The organism is Flavimaricola marinus, from assembly GCF_900184895.1.
GTDB lineage: Bacteria > Pseudomonadota > Alphaproteobacteria > Rhodobacterales > Rhodobacteraceae > Flavimaricola > Flavimaricola marinus.
Genome location: NZ_FXZK01000006.1, coordinates 64,542 through 84,459, shown reverse-complemented (window position 1 = coordinate 84,459; position 19,918 = coordinate 64,542). Strand labels below are relative to the sequence as shown.

20 protein-coding genes are annotated in these 19,918 nt (G+C 58.0%); 10 read left to right on the top strand and 10 right to left on the bottom strand.

What is annotated here, in order from left to right:
- The first annotated feature begins 78 nt into the window (after positions 1-78).
- Positions 79-1,170 carry a pyridoxal-phosphate dependent enzyme gene (locus LOM8899_RS15165; RefSeq protein ID WP_168770561.1) on the top strand — a complete coding sequence of 364 codons (1,092 nt, stop codon included), beginning with the start codon at positions 79-81 and terminating at the stop codon, positions 1,168-1,170.
- A gap of 14 nt (positions 1,171-1,184) precedes the next feature.
- Positions 1,185-1,955, top strand: coding sequence for an SDR family NAD(P)-dependent oxidoreductase (locus LOM8899_RS15160; RefSeq protein ID WP_093993091.1), 771 nt, complete (start codon positions 1,185-1,187; stop codon positions 1,953-1,955).
- 27 nt (positions 1,956-1,982) lie between these two features.
- Here LOM8899_RS15160 and LOM8899_RS15155 read toward each other — a convergent pair whose 3' ends face one another.
- Both LOM8899_RS15155 and LOM8899_RS15150 read right to left on the bottom strand, forming a co-directional pair.
- Positions 1,983-2,912, bottom strand: a complete 930-nt coding sequence (locus tag LOM8899_RS15155) for a dihydrodipicolinate synthase family protein (RefSeq protein WP_093993090.1) — start codon at positions 2,910-2,912, stop codon at positions 1,983-1,985.
- Between the two features lies 1 nt (position 2,913).
- A complete protein-coding gene (locus tag LOM8899_RS15150) occupies positions 2,914-3,687 on the bottom strand; it encodes a phytanoyl-CoA dioxygenase family protein (protein ID WP_093993089.1) in 774 nt (257 codons plus the stop codon).
- A gap of 381 nt (positions 3,688-4,068) precedes the next feature.
- Here LOM8899_RS15150 and LOM8899_RS15145 point away from each other — a divergent pair, with 381 nt between their 5' ends.
- A complete protein-coding gene (locus LOM8899_RS15145; protein ID WP_168770560.1) occupies positions 4,069-4,578 on the top strand; it encodes a helix-turn-helix transcriptional regulator in 510 nt (169 codons plus the stop codon).
- A gap of 5 nt (positions 4,579-4,583) precedes the next feature.
- On the opposite strand, the gene LOM8899_RS15140 is transcribed toward LOM8899_RS15145, so the two are convergent.
- A complete protein-coding gene (locus tag LOM8899_RS15140) occupies positions 4,584-5,888 on the bottom strand; it encodes an aminotransferase class III-fold pyridoxal phosphate-dependent enzyme (RefSeq protein ID WP_093993087.1) in 1,305 nt (434 codons plus the stop codon).
- 63 nt (positions 5,889-5,951) lie between these two features.
- On the opposite strand from LOM8899_RS15140, the gene LOM8899_RS15135 reads away from it, so the two are divergent.
- Positions 5,952-6,980, top strand: coding sequence for an amidohydrolase family protein (locus LOM8899_RS15135; RefSeq protein ID WP_168770559.1), 1,029 nt, complete (start codon positions 5,952-5,954; stop codon positions 6,978-6,980).
- Here LOM8899_RS15135 and LOM8899_RS15130 read toward each other — a convergent pair.
- The 6 genes from LOM8899_RS15130 to LOM8899_RS15105 form a co-directional block, all read right to left on the bottom strand.
- A complete protein-coding gene (locus LOM8899_RS15130; RefSeq protein ID WP_245820562.1) occupies positions 6,977-7,921 on the bottom strand; it encodes a dihydrodipicolinate synthase family protein in 945 nt (314 codons plus the stop codon). The two genes, LOM8899_RS15135 and LOM8899_RS15130, sit on opposite strands and share 4 nt — an antisense overlap.
- A gap of 9 nt (positions 7,922-7,930) precedes the next feature.
- Positions 7,931-8,941: an ABC transporter ATP-binding protein gene (locus LOM8899_RS15125; RefSeq protein WP_093993085.1), complete on the bottom strand. Its 1,011-nt coding sequence runs from the start codon at positions 8,939-8,941 to the stop codon at positions 7,931-7,933.
- A complete protein-coding gene (locus LOM8899_RS15120; RefSeq protein WP_093993224.1) occupies positions 8,928-9,938 on the bottom strand; it encodes an ABC transporter ATP-binding protein in 1,011 nt (336 codons plus the stop codon). The genes LOM8899_RS15125 and LOM8899_RS15120 overlap by 14 nt, the downstream gene beginning before the upstream one ends.
- 10 nt (positions 9,939-9,948) lie before the next feature.
- Positions 9,949-10,884, bottom strand: coding sequence for an ABC transporter permease (locus LOM8899_RS15115; RefSeq protein ID WP_093993084.1), 936 nt, complete (start codon positions 10,882-10,884; stop codon positions 9,949-9,951).
- A 4-nt stretch (positions 10,885-10,888) separates the two neighbouring features.
- On the bottom strand, positions 10,889-11,851 hold the full coding sequence (locus tag LOM8899_RS15110; protein ID WP_093993083.1) for an ABC transporter permease: 963 nt from the start codon (positions 11,849-11,851) through the stop codon (positions 10,889-10,891).
- An 81-nt stretch (positions 11,852-11,932) separates the two neighbouring features.
- The gene (locus LOM8899_RS15105; protein WP_093993082.1) at positions 11,933-13,552 is read right to left on the bottom strand and encodes an ABC transporter substrate-binding protein; all 1,620 of its coding nucleotides are present in this window, start codon (positions 13,550-13,552) and stop codon (positions 11,933-11,935) included.
- Positions 13,553-13,868: 316 nt separating this feature from the next.
- Here LOM8899_RS15105 and LOM8899_RS15100 point away from each other — a divergent pair, with 316 nt between their 5' ends.
- From LOM8899_RS15100 to LOM8899_RS15075, 6 genes are all read left to right on the top strand, one after another.
- On the top strand, positions 13,869-14,894 hold the full coding sequence (locus LOM8899_RS15100; RefSeq protein WP_168770558.1) for a Gfo/Idh/MocA family protein: 1,026 nt from the start codon (positions 13,869-13,871) through the stop codon (positions 14,892-14,894).
- Positions 14,891-15,661 (top strand): SDR family NAD(P)-dependent oxidoreductase, encoded by a 771-nt coding sequence (locus tag LOM8899_RS15095; protein ID WP_093993080.1) that lies wholly within the window; start codon positions 14,891-14,893, stop codon positions 15,659-15,661. The genes LOM8899_RS15100 and LOM8899_RS15095 overlap by 4 nt, the downstream gene beginning before the upstream one ends.
- A complete protein-coding gene (locus LOM8899_RS15090) occupies positions 15,655-16,623 on the top strand; it encodes a Gfo/Idh/MocA family oxidoreductase (RefSeq protein ID WP_093993223.1) in 969 nt (322 codons plus the stop codon). Before LOM8899_RS15095 ends, LOM8899_RS15090 begins: the two co-directional genes overlap by 7 nt.
- Positions 16,620-17,408, top strand: a complete 789-nt coding sequence (locus tag LOM8899_RS15085; protein WP_093993079.1) for an SDR family NAD(P)-dependent oxidoreductase — start codon at positions 16,620-16,622, stop codon at positions 17,406-17,408. Before LOM8899_RS15090 ends, LOM8899_RS15085 begins: the two co-directional genes overlap by 4 nt.
- Positions 17,409-17,426: 18 nt before the next feature.
- On the top strand, positions 17,427-18,233 hold the full coding sequence (locus LOM8899_RS15080) for an HpcH/HpaI aldolase family protein (RefSeq protein ID WP_093993078.1): 807 nt from the start codon (positions 17,427-17,429) through the stop codon (positions 18,231-18,233).
- Between the two features lie 110 nt (positions 18,234-18,343).
- Positions 18,344-19,513 carry an amino acid deaminase gene (locus tag LOM8899_RS15075; RefSeq protein ID WP_168770557.1) on the top strand — a complete coding sequence of 390 codons (1,170 nt, stop codon included), beginning with the start codon at positions 18,344-18,346 and terminating at the stop codon, positions 19,511-19,513.
- On the opposite strand, the gene LOM8899_RS15070 is transcribed toward LOM8899_RS15075, so the two are convergent.
- On the bottom strand, positions 19,510-19,908 hold the full coding sequence (locus LOM8899_RS15070; RefSeq protein WP_093993076.1) for a RidA family protein: 399 nt from the start codon (positions 19,906-19,908) through the stop codon (positions 19,510-19,512). The two genes, LOM8899_RS15075 and LOM8899_RS15070, sit on opposite strands and share 4 nt — an antisense overlap.
- Positions 19,909-19,918 lie beyond the last annotated feature (10 nt).

Genomic DNA, 19,918 nt, shown 5'->3' with positions numbered 1-19,918 from the left:
CGAAAAGCGCCATGGCGTGGCTTGTGTTCCCCTCACCGCATGCCTACCCTCCCGACCAAGTTGGAAGCGGAGTTTGCGATGCCCCCTAACGGCTTATACGAGCGGTACGCCGAGTTCTTGCCAAAAGTCGGAAACGGCGGACCAATCGATCTGGGGCAAGGCTTCACGCCATTGGTGCGCAGCCGGTCTATCGGGCCAAAGGCGGGCATTGCGGATCTGCGCTTCAAGATGGAGCAGTTGAACCCGACAGGTTCCTACAAGGACCGCTTTGCCGGGTTGGCGATCGGTTTGGCCCGCGCCGAGGGGGCAAAGACCTGCGTGGCCACCTCCTCGGGAAATACAGGTGCGGCGCTTGCTGCTTTTGCAGCCTCTGTCGGTCTGGATTGCGCCCTCTATGTTTCCGAGAATGCACCAGAGGGCAAACTGTCGCAAATGCTGGCCTACGGTGCGCAAGTCTATCGGGTAAATCGCTTCACCATCGACCCGGCAGAATCCAACGCCATTTCGGAACTGCTCGAGGCCGAGACTGCAAGGCGAAGGCTGCCGCTCTTGATAACCGCCTACGCGATATGCCCGTTGCCCATGGAGGGGATCAAGACCATCGCATACGAACTGCATGACACAGCGCCAGAGACATCGGACGTATTTGTCCCGGTTGGTGGTGGGGGACTGCATGTTGCCGTGTCGCGGGGCTATGAAGATCTGGCACGATCAGGCCGACTGACAAAGCGCCCTCGAATTCATGCCGTCCAGCCGTCCGGCAACGACACCGTCGCCACCCCGCTTCGCGACGGCGCGGAACGTGCGCGACCGGTCGACACTTCTACGACGATCAGCGGCCTCGGCGTGGGCTTCATCCTCGACGGTCACCAAGTAATCGAATACGCGCGCACAACAGGCGGCCAAGGCTATGTCATCGACGAGGACGAGATCCGAACCATCCAACGCAGACTGGCACAGGAAGAAGGTATTCTGGTGGAACCCGCCGGAGCAGTCAGTGTTGCGGGTGCATTGGCGGCGGCCAAAGAGGGCAAACTGAAGAGCGACGAGCCCGCCATCTGCATCCTCACCGGGCACGGTTTCAAAGACCCCGAAACGCTGGACGCAATGGGATCCGACGCGCAAGCCATCGGACGGGCCGATATTCCGTCGACGTTTTCTGATCCTTGAAGGGAAAAGACCCGATGCAACATCAAGATAAACCCGTCGTCTTGGTCACTGGCGGAGGAAGCGGCATCGGCGCCGCTGCGTGTCATCGATTTGCGCGCGATGGTGCCAGCATTGTGTTATGTGGAATCGACGAAGCTCCGCTAGAAGCTATTGCCCGCGAACTTCAGGCGTCAGGTGCCGAAGCGATTTCTGTCTGCATGGATGTCACCGAGGTCACTGCTCGCCAAAAGCTGTTTGAAACGATCAGTCAAAGATTTGGTCGCCTCGATGTGCTAGTCAACAATGCAGCACTGATTGGGCAAGCCGCCATGGCACCCGCCGAGACTCAAAGCCTTGAGCATTTCGAGCGGATCGTCAGCGTCAATCTGACCGCTGCCTTCGCAATGGCGCAACTCGCATTTCCGTTCTTACGGCAGTCGGGCGGAAGCATCGTAAATGTGTCTTCCGTTGGCGGCAGTGCAGCGCAATTTCACGCGGCGGCCTATTGCGCATCAAAAGCCGGGATCGACGCGTTGACACGCAGTCTTGCGCTCGAATGGGCGGCCAGCGGCGTCCGGGTCAATGCACTTGCGCCGGGAGATATCCAAACCAAGACGACAGACGCGCTCAAGACGGGCTGGAAGACGGGTGAGACCCCTAAATCCAGCTTTGCTCGAACCACACCCTTGGGCAGACCGGGCACAGCCGAGGAGATGGCCGACGTGATCGCTTTTCTGGCGAGTCCCGCAGCAAGCTTCATCACCGGCGAGGTGCTGCGAGCCGACGGCGGATTTCTCACCTATTAGCAGGCTCTAGATCGGCGAAGGCTCGCCTCAGCCGTTAACACCGATCAATTCCGGAACATGATCTAGAGCACTTTTGCGGATCTGGGCAATCATCTCAGGCGTGGCACTCGAATAGGGCCACATCAGCTGAGGACTGATCGCGCCCCATGCGCCCGCAGCGGCCATCGCCTTGTCCAAGGCCGCATCCGACAGTCCATGGTCTCTGGCCAGCGGGATCATCGTTGACTGCAAAAATTGACGAAAGCGACGCTCCAGATCAAGCGCGGCGGTCGGATCGGTCTCAATTTGCTCCCAGTGCGTCACCGCGCCCCGCGGCGATAGACACGCCACATTCGAGTATGCGCCATCGGCCCCCAGAGGCCGACCGAATGCCACCGTATGACCTGCAACGAAGACCGACATATCGCCCAGCATCGCGCGCCGCTGTGCAAACCAGTCCTCGTCTCCTCCGGCGACTTTCACGCCGACCAGCGTCGGCGTGGCGGCCCTTAACCGCATGATCCCCTGTACGTCGATCCGCGCCTTGGCAGTCGGCGGATTGTATAGAACCATCGGCAAGCCATCGGCGACCTCCGCCATGCCGGCAAGAAATCGGAGCTGTTCGGTTGGTGACGGAGGCCACCAATCCGGCAGCGTCACCTGAACAGCCGCCACTCCGCGACCGACCATTCGGCAGAGCCGTTCGCGCGCGACCCGCGGATTGGAATTGCTCACACCAATCTGAACATGAACCCCAGCTTTGCTTGTCCGATCAAGAACCAGTTCAGTGATCTTGTCGAACTCGGCCTCCGTCTGGTTGAAAAACTCTGCTGCGGTTCCGTTTGTGTAGATCCCGGCAACTCCGGATTGACACAACACATCGACGAGATCCGCAAGTGCCGAGAAGTCGATCTCGCCATCGGCGCTAATCGGCAAGAGGACGGCGCCCCAAATTCCTGTTGGTCGAAAATCCGACATTTCAAATCTTCTTCTGCGCACGCAAATCCGCTTCCAGTTTCGCCTTGTAGGCCGCCTTGGACGCTTCATCTATTTTTGCACTTTCACCGAAATAGACAAAACCCAAAGCACGGCGCGATCGTGTCGGCGATCGATTGGGGCCCGCCCAGTGAATTGTATGTGCGTCGTGCATCAAAAAAGTTCCTTCCCCGCCGGGAAAGGATACCGTGTTCACGGCATCATCGTTCGTTCCGAAATCGGTTAGCCCCTGAGAGAACCCCAGAACATTCGACCTACCATGCGGCCGGAACTCGGCCGCCTTATGCGAACCCCGAACGTAGTGTATGCAGCCATTCTCTTCATCAACGGGCTCCAGCGCCAACCACCCCGTGACGGCCTTGCATGGCTTGAGGTGAAAATAATATCCGTCCTGATGAGGTGGAGTTGGCTGACCAATCCCAGCAGGTTTGTTGAAATATTGCAGGTTTTGGGGGACGGCTTGTTCACCCATCACCGCCGATGCCAAGTCCCGAATGACACCGTTTTCCGTCAGATCGCGAAAGTATTCGTCATAGACCGACAACTTTTGCATTTGCTTGAGGGTTTTGCGGTCGGATCGGTCTTCGAAGTAGACTTCTTCGACGGGCATTTTTGGCATGATGTCGGCGATATACCGATCCAGCTCCGCATTGATCTCCACCATCTTGGCCGTATCAAACAGCGGGTGGATCGCGACATAGCCGTCACGAGCGAATTCCGTGGCCGCAACTTCAAGATCCAGTTTGGACTCTGACATCGGATTATCCTTTCCGTGTTGGTCGCAAGAACCAAAGCATACTCTTGGATTTCCGGATTGAGAGGTATGCGACAGAATGCTAGGATTACCGACGAAACTCAGCCCTGAGAGTTTCTTTTGATAGGATTTCCGATTTTGACTCAGTTGCTGCGGCATGCATATGGTCGCTTCGACAATCGGCTCCCCATAGGTCCGGTAGCATGGTCATTCCACGACTTATTGTGGATTCACCAAGGTCGTGTTCGGATTGTCGTTGAAGGGGCGGAGCCCCTCGAACTCTCCGCGCCCGACGGCGTTCTGATCCTCCCCAACACACCCTTCTCGGGCACTGCAATCGGCAGCGCCGCTACGGCGTCCGTTTGTCACTTCCGTGTGGCAGGCATGACAGAATCTGGCCTCAAGAGAGCGCCGAAAAAGGAGCGATTGGACCTTCAGGCACTCGTTCGGATGGCGCTAAGGCTTGCGGAAGAAGATCCAGACAACACCAAGAGGCGGGTTCGACTGCTAGAGACGATTCTCGACGGCTTTGCAGCTCAACCCGAGGAAAAACCGCTGGATCACGACGAGCAAAGACTGGCACGGGCTTGGGCTCTCGCCGCGCAAAACCTTGGCGCAATGCGCAGCCTCGTCGACGTCGCCGCGCTGATCAATCTCAGAGAGAGCGCGTTTCGCACATTGCACCGCAACGTGCACGGCACTTCAGCAGGGGCGTACCTTCGGGGCCTTCGAATGTCGCAAGCCGAGTCCCTATTGGCGACCACCGGGCTGTCGATGACCGAAATCGCGCGTCAGGTTGGCTATGGTCATGCGGAAACATTGAACGGAGCCTTCCGGCAGTCCCGCGGCATGACGCCCGGTACATTCCGTCGGCACGCGCAACCTTTTGCCTGATAGGATCAGGTTAGGCGGGCAAATCCAGAATGGCAGACAGGCCCGTCAAGAAGCGTCAGCGGTTCACGACCACCTTCGCAGTCCGCGATCAGTCCAAAGATCGGGTCCAAGGCCTCGAAATAACCGTCGACCACGTCGGGTGTGTGCTCGGTGCAAACATACACGCTTGTCCCAGCAAGATAGCCTGCCTTCAACATTTCCTGCGCAATCAGCGTCTTGTAGGCCAACCCATTCGATCCAGCCACTGAGAACCCGGTCAAAGCGGGCAAACCAGAGACCGTGACCTCAAAACCATGCTTTCGCGCCAAAGCCTGCCAACGGGCGCCGATGTCGCGTCCGGTCGCCGTGATCGCTTCCCAAGATCGACACTCCGCCATAGCGTCCAATGTCGCCAACGCGGCCGCCGAACCAATGCGCTCGGTCCAGAATGTCGAGCTGATGAAAGTTGACTGGGCAGCTTCCATCACGTCCCTTCGGCCAATGGCGGCAGTGATGGCATAGCCGTTGCCGAGCGCTTTGCCAAAAACAGCGATGTCCGGGTTCACTCCATGGGCCTTGTGAAGCCCGCCGAATGTTTGACGAAATCCGGACGTGCATTCGTCAAAAATCAACACGATTCCGTTTTCGTCGGCCAATTTACGGACAGATTGCAGAAAGCCAACGGCGGGCTCTGTGATGCGTGACACCTCCATCTTGATCGCACCTATCGACTGACGCTCGACCAATTGCTCCAGATCACGAAGATCATTGTAAGCGAAGGGGAATACCGACTCGGCCAAGCTTCTCGGCACCCCCGCCGGTTCAAGACCAGGCAGCAGATGTCCGTCGAGATGTTCGGCGTTGCCAAGATTGGCCGCCAGATACCAATCGTGCCAACCATGATAGCCACAAAACGCAACTCCATCTCGGCCTGATGCGGCGCGAGCGATACGAACGGCAATGGCATTCGCTTCGCCGCCCGTCCGGGCAAACCTCGCCATATCGGCCCACGGGTGCAATTCGATGAGACGCTCAGCCAAGGTGACCTCTTCAGGTGCATTGAGGCTGGACATGTTGCCCGAAGCAATGACCGCGCTCACTGCTGCATCCACATCCGGGTGACCGTATCCCAACGTGTTGGTCCCGACGCTCATCAGCGACATGTCGCAGTAAGGCCGGTCATCTAGATCCCAAACGGTAACACCGGATGCACGAGAGAAATAAGCGGGCCAGCCATCGGGCAGATGCATTTCGGGGCGCTTGGACAATAGCATGTTGCCACCCGGGATCACGGCTTTAGCCCGCCGCCACAAGTCCTGCCCCTTGGTCATCAAAGCCTCCTTGCGCTCAAGCTATATGGTTATAGTATTAACATGATCATTCAATGGTGGGTCATGTCAAACCATCCGTGGACCAAGACCGCTCTCGACATCCGGATCTGGGCAGAAGAACTCGAGGATTTCGTTCCTTTCGAAGTCTTCGACGTGCACACGCATTTGCACGACTGGTCGCACTACAAGGAGCCATCGAAGTCCCACGGCCCCTACGCCAGCACAATCGGGCGCCATTTCCCCCGAGCGACACGCGCGATTGCGGATGCCGTGGACGCGTCTTTGATGCCGGGTCGAAAGGTGGACCGTCTCTCCTTTCCCTACCCCTATCCGCAGCCCGTAGATGTCAGCTCGGCGAATTCGCTGATCGCGACCGAAATGGCTGATGCGCCCGCCTCGGCGGGCTTGATGCTCGTGCAACCGGACATGACTACAGGCCAGATCCGCAAGACACTTCGGCAAACCGGCATGATCGGCCTGAAGCCCTACTTGGTATACGCCCGCAAGAGCACCCCCGCAAATGCGAGGATAACCGACTTTCTGCCGGAACCGCAGATCGCGCTTGCCGACGAACTTGGTCTAATCATCATGATGCATCTGTCAAAGCGCGATGCCGTGGCCGATCCAGACAACATCCGCGATATCCTGATACTGACCGAGCGGTATCCGAATGCGAAATGGATCCTCGCTCATTGCGCTCGAAGCTATTCTGCATGGGCGATCGAGGCAGCGGCCTCTGCGCTTCGTGGGCTTCCGAATGTCTGGTATGACACTTCGACTGTCTGCGAGGCGGACGCTCTGGACGCCCTGTATACAGGTATCGGTGTCGATCGGGTGATGTACGGCAGTGACGACCTCATCGGCCCGATGCGCGGAAAATATATCGCCTTCGGACGGGCATGGAGCCTGCTACACGCCGACAACCAAAGCCTCTCACTTGGGCATTGTGAGCCGGGCATGACGTTCATCCGCTACGAACAACTCCGCGCCATGAAGCGAGGCGCCCGACAGATCGGACTGACACAGCAGGAGCGAAAATCGCTGTTCCACGACACGGCAAGAGCCCTCATCGACAGCGTGCCGCGCGGTTAGAGGTCGGTCAGGAATCCGATCTCGCCCAGATTGTTCTCGTCCCGGAATGCGCGGTATGCCGCCTTCAGCGCGGCTTCCTGCTCTCGCGTTTCATAATTGTCGAACGGCTTCCGGCAGTAGCCCGCATCGGCGCCTTGCCATGCCATGATCCTCTTGACGGCAGACATCGGATATTGCTTCAACGTGAAGAAAATAATGGCATTCGCCCTCTCCTGAAGCACCTTTGCCTCAGTCAGATTTCCCGCGTCCATCGCCTCTACCAGCTTTGCATAGAGTTCCGGGATGATGTTGTAGAATGATCCGATAAGCCCGTCCGCACCAAAGGCCAAGCCAGACATTGCCATTTCATCCGCGCCGGAAAAGACGCGGAAGTCCGGCCCGATCTCGCGCTTGATGCGAGCGATCTCGAAATGGGTAGGCGCAGTATACTTGACGCCTTCGATTCCGGGCACCGCGGCAAGTCGCGTAAGCAACTCGAATCCGATCTCACCGGCGAGTGCGATTTTATACACCACCATTGGCAACGACGTCGAAGCGGTCACATCCGTGTAGTAATTGGCTACCTGGGCCGGGCTGAACGGCCAGTAGATCGGGGGAACCGACGAGATGGCATCGGCCCCTGCCGCTTCCGCGTGCTCGGCAAGTGAGACGGTCTGATAGGTGCTGATCGCACCGACATGCACCATAACGGGCACTCTTCCCGCGACGACCTCGCAGACGATCTCGACAACGCGCATTCTTTCTTCTGCGCTCATCATGAAGCCCTCGCCGGTGGACCCGGTCAGATAGAATCCGTCGACACCGCGATGAAGAAGCGAGGTCGTAAGACCCCGCATCAATTCCTCATTGAACCGACCGTCCAAATCGAATGCAGTCACAAGAGCGGGGATAACGCCTTTGAAATCGTTGATCGAGTATTTGGCCATTGCCATTGCTTTCATTCGGGGCGGTCAGTCCGCCAAGGGGTGATCGATCAGGTGACATGCCGCGAGGTGCTGACCCGACTTGCCGCGATACCTGCGCAACTGAGGCACATCGGTCCGACAAACGGGTTGAGCATATCGGCAGCGGGGATGAAACGGGCAGCCCGACGGCGGATTGACCGGACTAGGCACATCGCCCTCTAGGACGATCCTTTGCGACTTGCGATCCAGATCAGCGACAGGGATCGCCGAGAGAAGCGCCTCGGTGTAGGGATGCAAAGTGTTGGAGTAGAGCTCCTCAGCGTCGCAAAGCTCGACAATCTTGCCCAGATACATCACCGCAATTCGATCACAGAGGAATTCGGTCACGCTCAGGTCATGGGTGATGAAGACGTATGTGAGGTTCTTCTCGCGCTTAAGATCCATCAAGAGCTGAAGAACCTGCGCTTGAATCGATACGTCGAGTGCGCTCACCGCTTCGTCGCAGACGACCAACTCAGGCTGGATGCTCAACGCGCGGGCAATCCCGATCCTTTGCCGCTGCCCGCCCGAGAATTCGTGTGGATAACGATCCATCGACTCGCGGCGCATGTTCACCGCTTCGAGCAGATCCCCCACGATCTTACGGCGCTCTTTCCGGGTTTTGACGCCATAATGGCGCAGGGGATCTTCCAATGAACCGAATATGGTGAATGCCGGGTTCAACGACGAGTGAGGGTCCTGAAACACGATCTGCAGCCGCTTTCGAAACGCAAACAAGCCAGCATCGTCCAAAGTGGTAAGTTCGGTCTCGCCACCATCCCCCTGATAGGTCACGGTGCCGTTCGTTGCACGAACGAGTTGCAGAATGGCCTTGCCCAAAGTGGTCTTTCCGCAGCCGCTTTCACCAACGAGGCCGAGCACTTCGCCGCGATACACATCGAGGTCGACCCCATCCACCGCGCGAACGTGGCCGGATGTGCGTTTCAGGATGCCCGACTTGATCGGGAAGTGAACCTGCACATCGCGAAGTGTCAGTATGGGGTCATTCGGCTGCATCGGCCATGAACTCCTGATAGCGCCAGCACATCACGCGGTGGTCGTCAGCAACCATCGTTTCCGGCGGCATCTCGTCGCAAGCGCTCACCCTGTAAGCGCAGCGATCTGCAAACTGGCACCCCGTCGGTCGGTTATACGGATCGGGGGTCTGGCCCGGTATGGCCTTGATCTCTTGGTCCTTGCCGCGACCAAGCACGGGGATCGAGTCCAACAATGCGCGGGTATATGGATGCACGGGCTTGCGCAGCACCTTACCGACCGGTCCAGCCTCGACGATATTGCCCATATACATAACTGCTACATCGTCAGCCAACTCCGCTACTACGCCCATGTCATGGGTTATCAACATGATCGCAGTCCCGTTTTCACGCTTGAGGGTATCCATCAGCTCAAATATCTGAGCCTGTATCGTCACATCGAGCGCCGTCGTTGGCTCATCAGCAATCAGAATGCGCGGATTGCATGACATCGCAATCGCAATCATGGCCCGTTGACGCATCCCGCCCGAATACAGGTGGGGATACTCGTCCACGCGCCGTTCCGGCAATGGAATCCCCATCGAGCGCAGCAGATCAATTGCTTTGCTGTGACGATCTTTGCGGCCAAGCGATGTATGATAGCGCAGCATCTCCTTGATCTGGAAACCGATGGAATAGACCGGGTTAAGGGCGGTCATCGGATCCTGGAAAATCATCGCGATCTCTTTGCCGCGAATGGCGCGCATCTTGGCACCGTCCCGCTCGAGAGCATCGATGCGGACCGGGCCATCCGGGCCGTGGTATGTGATCTCTCCATCCTCGATACGGCTCAGAGTTGGTAGCAGCTGCATGATGGACGCCGCAGTCACGCTCTTGCCGCAGCCGCTTTCACCGACAATGCACAGGGTCTTGCCTTGACGGATCTCGAACGAGACTCCATCGAGCGCACGATTGCAGCGATTGTTGGTGTAGATGTAAGTCTTTAGATTACGCACAGAGAGTGCGACGTCGTTGCCCATCTCCATGCCCCTACCCCTGCTGCGACGGGTCCGTTGCATCGCGCAACCCGTCTCCGATAAAATTGACACTCAGCACGAACAGCGAAATCGTGGCGCCGACCGGCAACCAGATCCACCAGTTCTGCTCAAGAACCCGCAAGTCCTGCGCCGCGTTCAGAATGTTGCCCCATGTCGGGATCGACAGAGGGACACCGAGGCCCAAAAAGCTCAGCCCCGCCTCTTGCAAGATGAATGCCGCGGTCGACAGAGTGATGTTCACCATGATTGGCCCCAATGCATTGGGCAACATGTGCTTGTAGGCGATCCTGGCCGGGCCAAGGCCGAAGCTGCGCAAGGCCTGAACGTATTCTTCCTCGCGGATCGACAACATCCGTGCCCGCGCCATTCGGTAAATTCCTCCCCACCCCGTCAGGGTGAAGATCACAATCAGATTGACCAGCGATTGGCCCAAAATCGCGACCAGCAGAAGAACGAGGATGATCTGCGGGAAAGACATGAAGATCTCGGAAATGCGCATCGCGATCCAGTCAAGCCAGCCGCCGACATAGCCTGAATAGACGCCAATGATCACGCCGATAAGCGCCGACAGCAACGCGCTGCCGAGCCCTACAAGGATCGACACCCGTCCACCATAGAGTACACGGGCAAAGATATCGCGGCCGGTCTTATCCGTGCCAAACCAATGCTCGGCCGACGGCGGCTTGGCGATGGCTCGCAGGTTTGGCGACATCGGATCATGTTGAGCAATGAGCGGCGCAAATAGGCTCATCAGGCAAATGACGGCAAAGATCGCAAAGCCGATGACGGCAAGGCGGTTGTTGAGGAATTTCGAAAGGAAGCGCCCCTTGCGCTGAGTGGTCCCTGCCAGTTTGGCCTCGCGGTCCCGAATGCGATCGAACTGGGCATCGCGGCGTGTGCGGGGGCGGGTCACGGTAGCATCGGTCATATTGCTAGTCCCCCAGCCGAACACGAGGATCGATAATCGCCGTCAGCAAATCGACGATCAAACTGGCGACGAGAACGGCGAGCACGGAAAACAATGCGACCATCATCACCAACGGATAATCCTGGCTCCGTACGGCAGAAACGAATTCCTTGCCGATGCCAGGCCACTGGAAGACCTGCTCGATAATGACGGAGCCGCCGATAAGGACCGGCAAACGAAATCCAATCAGGACAATCACGGGCGTCAGGGCCACACGGAAACCATGCAAGATGTTCACCCGCCACTCAGGCATTCCCTTTGAGCGCGCAGTTCGGATGAAATCCCGGCTGAGCGCATCCAGCATCGACGACCTCGCGTAGCGCATCACTCCGGCTGTCATCATGATCGACAAGACCATCGCGGGCATCACGAGGTGCGGTAATCGATCCCAAAAACTGTCATAGCCCGGCAAGGTCCGTCCACCGACAGGCAGCCATTCCAGGTTGAGGGCGAAAATCAGGATCGCGACAAGACCAAAGAAGAATTCGGGGATCGAGACACCGAGCATGCCGACCACCGTCAGGCTTTGATCTGTCAGGCTGCCACGTGTAAGGGCACTGATCGTTCCCAAAATGCTTCCGAGCACCGTCGAGATCAAAAGAGCGGCAATGGACAGTTCCAGTGTCGCTGGGAGCCGATCGAGAAAGATTTTCGAGATTGGAACGCCGCCTGCCAGACTGTAACCGAAGTCGCCCTGCAGCACGCCAGAAATCCAGATCCAATACCGAACCAGAAACGGTTTTCCCAATCCGAGGCTTTCGCGCAGCTCCTGCAGGCGGTCCTCGTCCATCGAGCCGTAGGCGTCCGGAGGGATCATGTGGGAAACGGCGTCGCCGGGGGTTAGCTCCAACCCCAAGTAAATCAGAAAGCTGATAACGATCACCATCGGGATCAGGGTCAACAATCTGCGGGCGATATATGTGAGCATGTGCCTCTAAGGGTCAATTGTTGGTAAAAAGAGGGAGCGACAAACCTGACGCTCCCCCCGTAGTTTCGCGAAGCTGCAGGGTCAGCCGCGCGGGAACTGATTGATCCAGAACATCCGTGTGTAAGGAATATTCACGGGCCGCACCGTCATGTGCTCCATCTCCTCCAGAGAAGGAACGTCCGTCGCATTCTTGGTATATCCAAAATCTGCGCGGAACGCGGCCGCGTTGCGGATCAGGTTGGCATCGCCGTCAGCTGATGGCAAAGCGATGATCTGCTCGATCTTCGCGACACCGCCATGATAGTCCGGGAACGGAACCAACGTGGTGAACTCGTTCATGCGAGCCTCTTCGATCATGAAGGGGCCGGAACCGATTGGCTTCTGCCAGAATTCGTTCTGCTGGATTTGCAGAGGATCCGTGCCTTCGAAATAGGCCATTGGCAGCGGAGCGAACTGGCTGAACGTCAGCAGCACGTTTGGATCTAGGACCGCAAACTTGATCGTAACGGTGTTGCCGTCGATGGTGACACCGCTCATCCCGTCGGCATCGCCAGAAGCAAGGGCCTCGGCCCCCTCGATGCGGCTCAGGGTCGTCGAAACGACCGGGTGGGTGATTGGCGCCTGAGCAGCGGCCTCAATGCTCCATTTGACGTCCGCAGCAGTAATCGGCGTGCCGTCGTGCCACTTCAAGTCATCCTTGAGGGTGAAGGTGAACGTCATGCCGTCATCGATGACCTCGTAGGTCTCGGCAAGCTCTCCACCGATTGGCGTCAGAGTGCCGTCAGCCTCCAGAATGGTGTCGAAGGCATATCTGCTGTGGACCCAGATGCCGAGGTTTTGCCACGGCAGCTCGAAGAACTGCATCGGCGCCCCGTTGGTATAGGCTACCAACTCACCGTCTTCGTTCGGCTCGACCGTCCAGTTCACGACGTCGAAGTTATAGTTGTACTGCTCATTGCCGTAGGGCGCACCGTTGCGGTTGATGCGATCACTCTCAAAGATGTAGAGCTGCTGGTAATAGAGCGGCAGAATGTAGACATTTTCGTTGATGATGCCTTCCATTTCCTGGAAACCTGCGCGCTGAACGGCCGGGTTAACGGTTGCGTTGACGCTTTCGACCAGAGGCACCAAGGCGTCGACGGTCGGAACGGTTGGCATCTCGCCTTCGGCAAATCGGTTGAAGTATTCCTGATTGGCGATCGCGGCGCGCGCTCCATAGAGGATATCCCAATCGACGACGGACGGGCCATTTACCGGATCATCCGGAACACCGGAGATCTGCGCGCCCACATCGCCCTCTAGCAGACGATAGGTCATGTCGATCCCGACATCTCCCAATTGCGCCTGAACCACGGCCATGAAGTCCGCAGTCAGCTGATCCGGATAGTAATAGACCATGTCGAGGGTCCGACTACCGTCCCATCCGGCCTCGGCAAGCAGTTCGCGCGCCTTGTCGGGATCGTAGGAATAGCTGTTCATTCCCTCGGGATAGTTGTTCGCATCAGAGGTCAGACCCAATGCCGGGATAGCGGCGCCTTCAAAGAGGGTCTCGGCTATCGTCTCCATATCAATGGCGTATGCGATGGCCTGCCGAACGCGCGGATCCGACAACTCGCTTTCATTGATGGCCTGTGCGGAAACACCGCCGGCGACCTGCGCCGCAATTATCGCGATCGCGGATGTTCTCAGTAGCTTATTCATCAAAACCCCCTGTTGCTTTTCGTTTTAATTCTTTCTGGCGCGCCGGGGGCCGCAAATCCGTTTCCCCGAAACCGCCGTCCTCCGATGCCCAAACACTTTCACAAGTAATCTCCGAGGCACGCCCCATTGCTTACTTCCCACTTCCCATTTCGCTCTTGAAACGGGCCGCTGCCGAAGGGAGAAACCGACGTTGACAGCTCAAGATATCATATTAACATAACAACATGGCATCTTTGGGTGAGTCAAGAACGTTGTGGCCCCCAGAAATCGGCCCCAAACGCCAATGCTGCGGACAGGGCAATCGGGAGCGACGACAATGGCCTCAGACATGCGCAAGGTCCTTATTATTGGGGCCGGAGGGATCGGCCGGCGCCACATCAAGGGCTACCTCGAAACCGGCAGGGCAACCCTTTCCGTGGTCGAACCCGACGAAGCCAAACGGGCCGCGATTGCATCGGAGTTCGCGCTCGCCGCCGCATATTCGGACCTCGAGTCAGCGAATCTCACCGCCTTTGATCTCGCCGTCATTTGCACTCCGGCAAATCACCACGTGCCGATAATGGAGGCATGTGCAACGGCCAAGCTTCCATTCCTTGTTGAGAAACCACTTGCCGTCTCATTGAACGGCGTCGATGCCGCCATCACTTTGGTCGAACGCGCGGGGATCTTGGCTCGCGTCGGTTACATTCGGCGCATCGCCCCCGAGGTCAGACAACTCCGAAGCCAGATCGCCGACGGCAAGATTGGGACGTTGAAGCTCGCTTATCTCAATTCCTCGCAAGAGTTTCCAAAATATCGACCGGACTACCGCAGCACCTACTATTCCCGCCCCGAAATGGGCGGCGGTGCGATCCTCGACGCCGCCAGCCACAGCTTCGACATGCTGATCTCGATCATGGGAGAGCCCGTCACTGTCGGCGCGATGTATGATCGGCTGGCACTTGAGGGCAGCGAGACAGAGGACACCTGCCTCATCTCAATTCTGTTTGCGAATGGGACGATGGCCAACCTTACGATCAACCAATTTCAAAAGCGAAACGTCGCCAGAGCTGAATTCATCGGAACGGCAGGTAATCTCAAACTCGACCACGCAACGCTCAATTTCACTGACGACGACAGCGGGCATTGGTCGGAATCGCGGGATTTCATGGAAGGAATGGTGCCGATGCAGGCCCATCAGGCGCGGTTTACAATACAGGCGAATACCATGCTGGATGCACTCGACGGAAAACCTGATCCGCTCGCAACTTTACAGGAGGCGCGGACAAATCTCGCGCTTGCGCTCGCCGCCAAACGGTCGTGGATCGAGAAGCGGTTCATCGATCTGGCGGAGGTGTCATGAGCATGTTTTCAATGTCAGGCAAGACGGTCCTTATTGTTGGCGGCGCTGGCTATCTTGGGCTGCCGGTTTGTGAAGGGCTTCGCGCTCAGGGGGCATCCCTCTACATCGCAGATCATCATTCCGGCCGCCTTGCTGACGCGAAGGCGGTCCTTGAGGCTCAAAACGGCGAAGGCTCGGTTCAGACACTTCCGATCGACATGGGGGACGAAGCGTCCATTCTTGCTTGCATCGATCAATGTCCGCCTCTGCATGGGCTGGTGATGGCCACGGCTGGGTCCAGCAACACCCATTTCGATCAACTCACCTCCGAAGACTATGACCGGTCCAACAGGATCAATTTGACCGGCACGTTCGTCTTGGCACGCGCCGCGGCCAAAGCGATGCCGGACGGCGGAGCAATGGTCTTCTACTCCTCGATGTATGGCACCGTCGCGCCCGACCCGGCGAACTATCCGGGCGACATGCCGCCCAATCCTGTCGACTACGGAGCCGGCAAAGCCGGGATAAGCCAGATGGCCCGCTATATGGCGGGGCATTTCGGGCGACGGGGGATCAGGGTGAACGCGATTGCACCAGGCCCATTTCCACCGCAGGCCGTTCGAGACGCTCACCCGGACTTTATCACCAATCTGACGCGCGACACGATGATGGGGCGGATGGGCAAGCGGCACGAAACGGCTGGTGCGGTAGTCTTTCTGCTGTCAGACGCTTCTAGTTACATAACCGGACAGGTTCTGGGCGTCGATGGAGGATGGACAGCATGGTGACCTTTCCACTCGGTGATGCGCCACTACGGCTTGCCATGCTCGGTATGACCGAAGGCAACGGTCACCCCTATTCGTGGAGCATCATCGTCAACGGCCGCTACGATGCGGCAGCGTTAGCGGATTGCCCCTATGCCGTGATCAAGGACTATATCGCAAAGCAGCCAGCTGAGACGCTCGGCATACCGAACGCGCAAGTCACACATGTCTGGACAGACGACCCCGCCGATGCCGAACAAGTCGCGGCCGTGGCCCACATTCCGAACGTTGCGGCACGTGCCGAGGATGTCATCGGTCATGTCGATGCCGTCCTGGTCGCGACAGATATCGGGCATCAGCATGTGAATCGCGCCAAACCCTTTGTCGAAGCGGGCCTGCCCGTCTTCATAGACAAACCCCTTTGTGACAACCGGGCCGACCTGCTGCAATTCTCGAAATGGGTGTCCGACGGCCATCCGATCCTCAGCTCCTCTGCGATGCGTTATGCCAAAGAGTTCACCCCCTACCACAGATCGACCCACGAATTTGGTCCGCTGCGGCACATCACAATGAGCATGGCGAAGAAGTGGGAGACTTACGGCATCCATGCGCTGGAGACGATCCTGCCGATCACCGGCCCAGGATTTCTGACTGTGCGCAATACGGGAACAGCCGAGCGGAACATCGTCCATCTGACACATCGCGACGGGATCGACGTCACGATCTCGGTCATTGCAGACCAGATCGGCGGTTCGGGTTTCCTGACGATTGCAGGCACGAAGGGCGGCGTGCAATTGCGGTCTCAGGACACGTATCACGCCTTCAAGACACAGCTTGAGGGCGTCGTCTCTTGGCTGAGAACCGGAGCGCCGCCAGTGCCTTGGGCCGAAACCCAAGAGCTGATGAAGCTGGTCATCGGAGGCATCGAAAGCCGCGAACATGGCGGCGCAGAAATTCAACTTAGCGACATCGAGACCGTTCAATGACCGACGTGATGCAGAACTTCAGCCTCTCTGGAAAAGTGGCCCTCGTGACAGGCGGCGCGGGCCTCTACGGCCGCCAGATAGTCGCAGCCCTGGCCGAGGCCGGAGCCACAACCATCATTGCCTCAAGAGGGATAGAAGCACTCGAGGCAGTCGCCAGAGAAGAGCGGGACCGGGGGTACGACGTTCGTGCAATGCAACTCGATCTCGAAGACCAATCGTCCATTGATGCCCTCCATTCTGAGATACAAGAGCTGACCGGCGGATGCGACATCCTCGTCAACAACGCCGTCACGCGAAACCCAGAAGCACTCTGGGGCGGCAGCATGGATGCCTATGACAAAGCGCTGCGGGTAAACGCCTCCGCTCTGTTCTACCTGACGCACCTGATGTCCGAAGACATGAAAGCCCGCGGCGCAGGGTCGATCATCAACATCGGCTCAATGATGGGAACCGTCGGCGTTGAACCCGCGAACTATGCGGGCACCAACATGCACGACAATCCGTCACCGCTTTATTTCTACGAAAAGGGCGGGATGCAGAACTTCAGCCGCTGGGCCGCGAGCATTCTGGGGCCGTACAAAATCAGGGTCAACTGCGTGGCCCCCGGCGGGTACTTCACGGGCCAGCCCGCTCCGTTCGTCGAAGCCTATTCTCAGCGAACTCAGCTTGGCCGTATGGCAAATGACACAGACCTGAAGGGCATCATCGTCTTTCTGGCGTCCGACGCATCAGCCTACATCACCGGGGCCAATATCCCGGTCGATGGCGGCTACACCGCAAAGTAATCCTGAAAGGTTTCTGCCATGGCCGACCCGTATTCCGCACAAACGCCGGGCTCCTTTGCCCTGCGCCGCAGCCGCGTCTTGCGCAAGATTGCCGACGGCAAAGTCGCGCGCGTGCTAAAGCTTAACACCACCGATCCAAAGGTGGCCGAAATCTTCGCCAGCGCCCAGCCTGATGCCATCTGGCTCTGTATGGAACATGTCGGGGCCAATTGGTCCGACATCGAACACCAGATCCGCGCCGCGCGGATTCACGACGTGGACACGGTGCTGCGAGTCGCGCGAGGCAGCTACAGCGACTACATCCGTGGGCTGGAACTTGATGCCACGGGCCTGATCGTCCCGCATGTCATGAACGTCGCCGACGCGACTGCCGTGCGGGATTTCACCAAGTTCGCCCCAATCGGGCGACGGGCTGTCGACGGCGGCAATGCCGATGCGCAGTTCACCCGTGTCGGGCTTTTGGACTACATGCGGCAAGCCAATGACGAACGGTTTGTTTGCCACCAGATCGAAGATCCCGAAGCCGTCGAAAATCTAGAAGCAATCGCGGAGATCGACGGGGTTGATTGCCTGTTCTTCGGCCCCGGCGACTATTCGGTCGCCCTCGGCATACCGGGGCAAATCGACCACCCCGACGTGCAAAAGGTGCGCCAGAAAGTCGCCGAAGTCGCGCGAAAGAATGGCAAGATCGCAGCCACGGTCTGCTCGCAAACCAACATCCATAGCTACGCTGACATGGGCTACAACTTTCTGAATGTCGGTGCTGACGTCATCGCATTGGTCAACTATGCCGATGCAGCAATGGCAGCCTTCGGGGAGCTTTGATGGACCTCACGTCGATCTACGACACCATTCTCGACGGTCGAACCAAAGGCCTGCCCGCAACCGTCGCGCCGTTTCGCCTTGGCGATATTGGCGCAAAGGGCTGGAACGTGATGGCAGAAGATCTGCCACTGCCATTGATGCTGCTCCGCCGATCCCACCTTGATCACAACGCGCAGGTCTTTGGCGATTACCTGCACTCACATGAACTGTCGCTTGCCCCTCACGGCAAGACGACGATGTCACCACAGATATTTGACGAGCAACTCAGAAACGGTGCTTGGGGGATCACCGCTGCAACGGTGCAGCAGGCCAGGGTGATGCAGCACTACGGTGTGCAGCGCATCATCTTGGCCAACCAGTTGATCGGCAAATCCGCCATCCAGAGCCTCGTCAAAATGATGCAAGAGAGTCCAGAGCTCGAACTCTACTGCTTCGTTGATTCTCGCGCCCAGTTAGAACTCATGATCGCTCATATGAAGGACGCGACGCCACAGCGACCGATCAGACTGTTACTCGAAATAGGTGTGGAAGGCGGCCGAACCGGCGTGCGAATGCCCGAGCAAGCACTCGACCTCGTCAACGCCGTCGCAAAGGCCGATCCGTCGCTCATTCACTTTGCCGGAGTGGCCGCGTTCGAAGGGGTCGTGCCCGGTGTCGCCGACAGTGACGCACCAGTCATCGCTTATGCGCAATCGGTAGTCGACATCGCAAACGCACTACCAAAATCGCTTCTGAGCGGGCTGAAGGAGTTCATCGTCACAGGGGGCGGCTCTGGGCATTTTGACATCATGGGAGCCGCCTTCGCGAGACTTACCCTGCCGGTTCCAGTCCGCATCGTGCTGCGCAGCGGATGCTATGTCACCAACGACTCTGGCGCGTATTTCTCGACGCAGGAGGCGGCGCGGAAGAACCCCGATCGCAACTGGAAATCCCAACTGAAGCCCGCTTTGGAGGTCTGGTCCTACGTGCAATCGCGGCCCGAACCAACGCTGGCGCTGCTCACGATGGGTAAGCGAGATGCGCCCTATGATGCCGGGCTGCCGACGCCTTTCGAACGTTTCCGTCCGGGAAAAGGTCATGCGGCGGTCGGACAGGCCGAGATCTTCGCGATGAACGACCAGCACGCATTTGTAAGGCTACCAGAGGACAGCGACTGGCAGGTTGGCGACATGATCGGCTCAGGTATTTCACACCCTTGCACGGCCTTCGACAAATGGCGGTTCATTCCGGTCATCGATGACGACTACAACGTCATCAACGGAGTCCTGACTGAATTCTAATCGCGCTTGGCCTCTTGGCGTCGCTGTGGGGCATATGCTACGCAATCGAGTTCGTATTTGAGCATCGTGCCCAGAACGCCGGTAATCGTGGTTCTGGTTGGACGCGGCTCGCTGAAATACTCCGCATAGATGCGGTTGTGTTCCGCGACATCTTCGGAGCGGGCCAGATAGCAACGGACATTTATGACGTGGTCGAGGGTCAATCCCTCTGCCAGCAGGATTGCCTCCATATTTTCGATCGAACGGCGCATTTCCTCTTCGAATGTCCCGTTGATGATGTGACCGTCTTCGCGGCCAACAGATGCTTGGCCAGAGACAAAGACCATATCCCCCGCAACTATAGCCGGGCTAAATGGCAAATCAGAGCGCGCGCCCTTATTGACGATCTTCAACATGAATGGACCT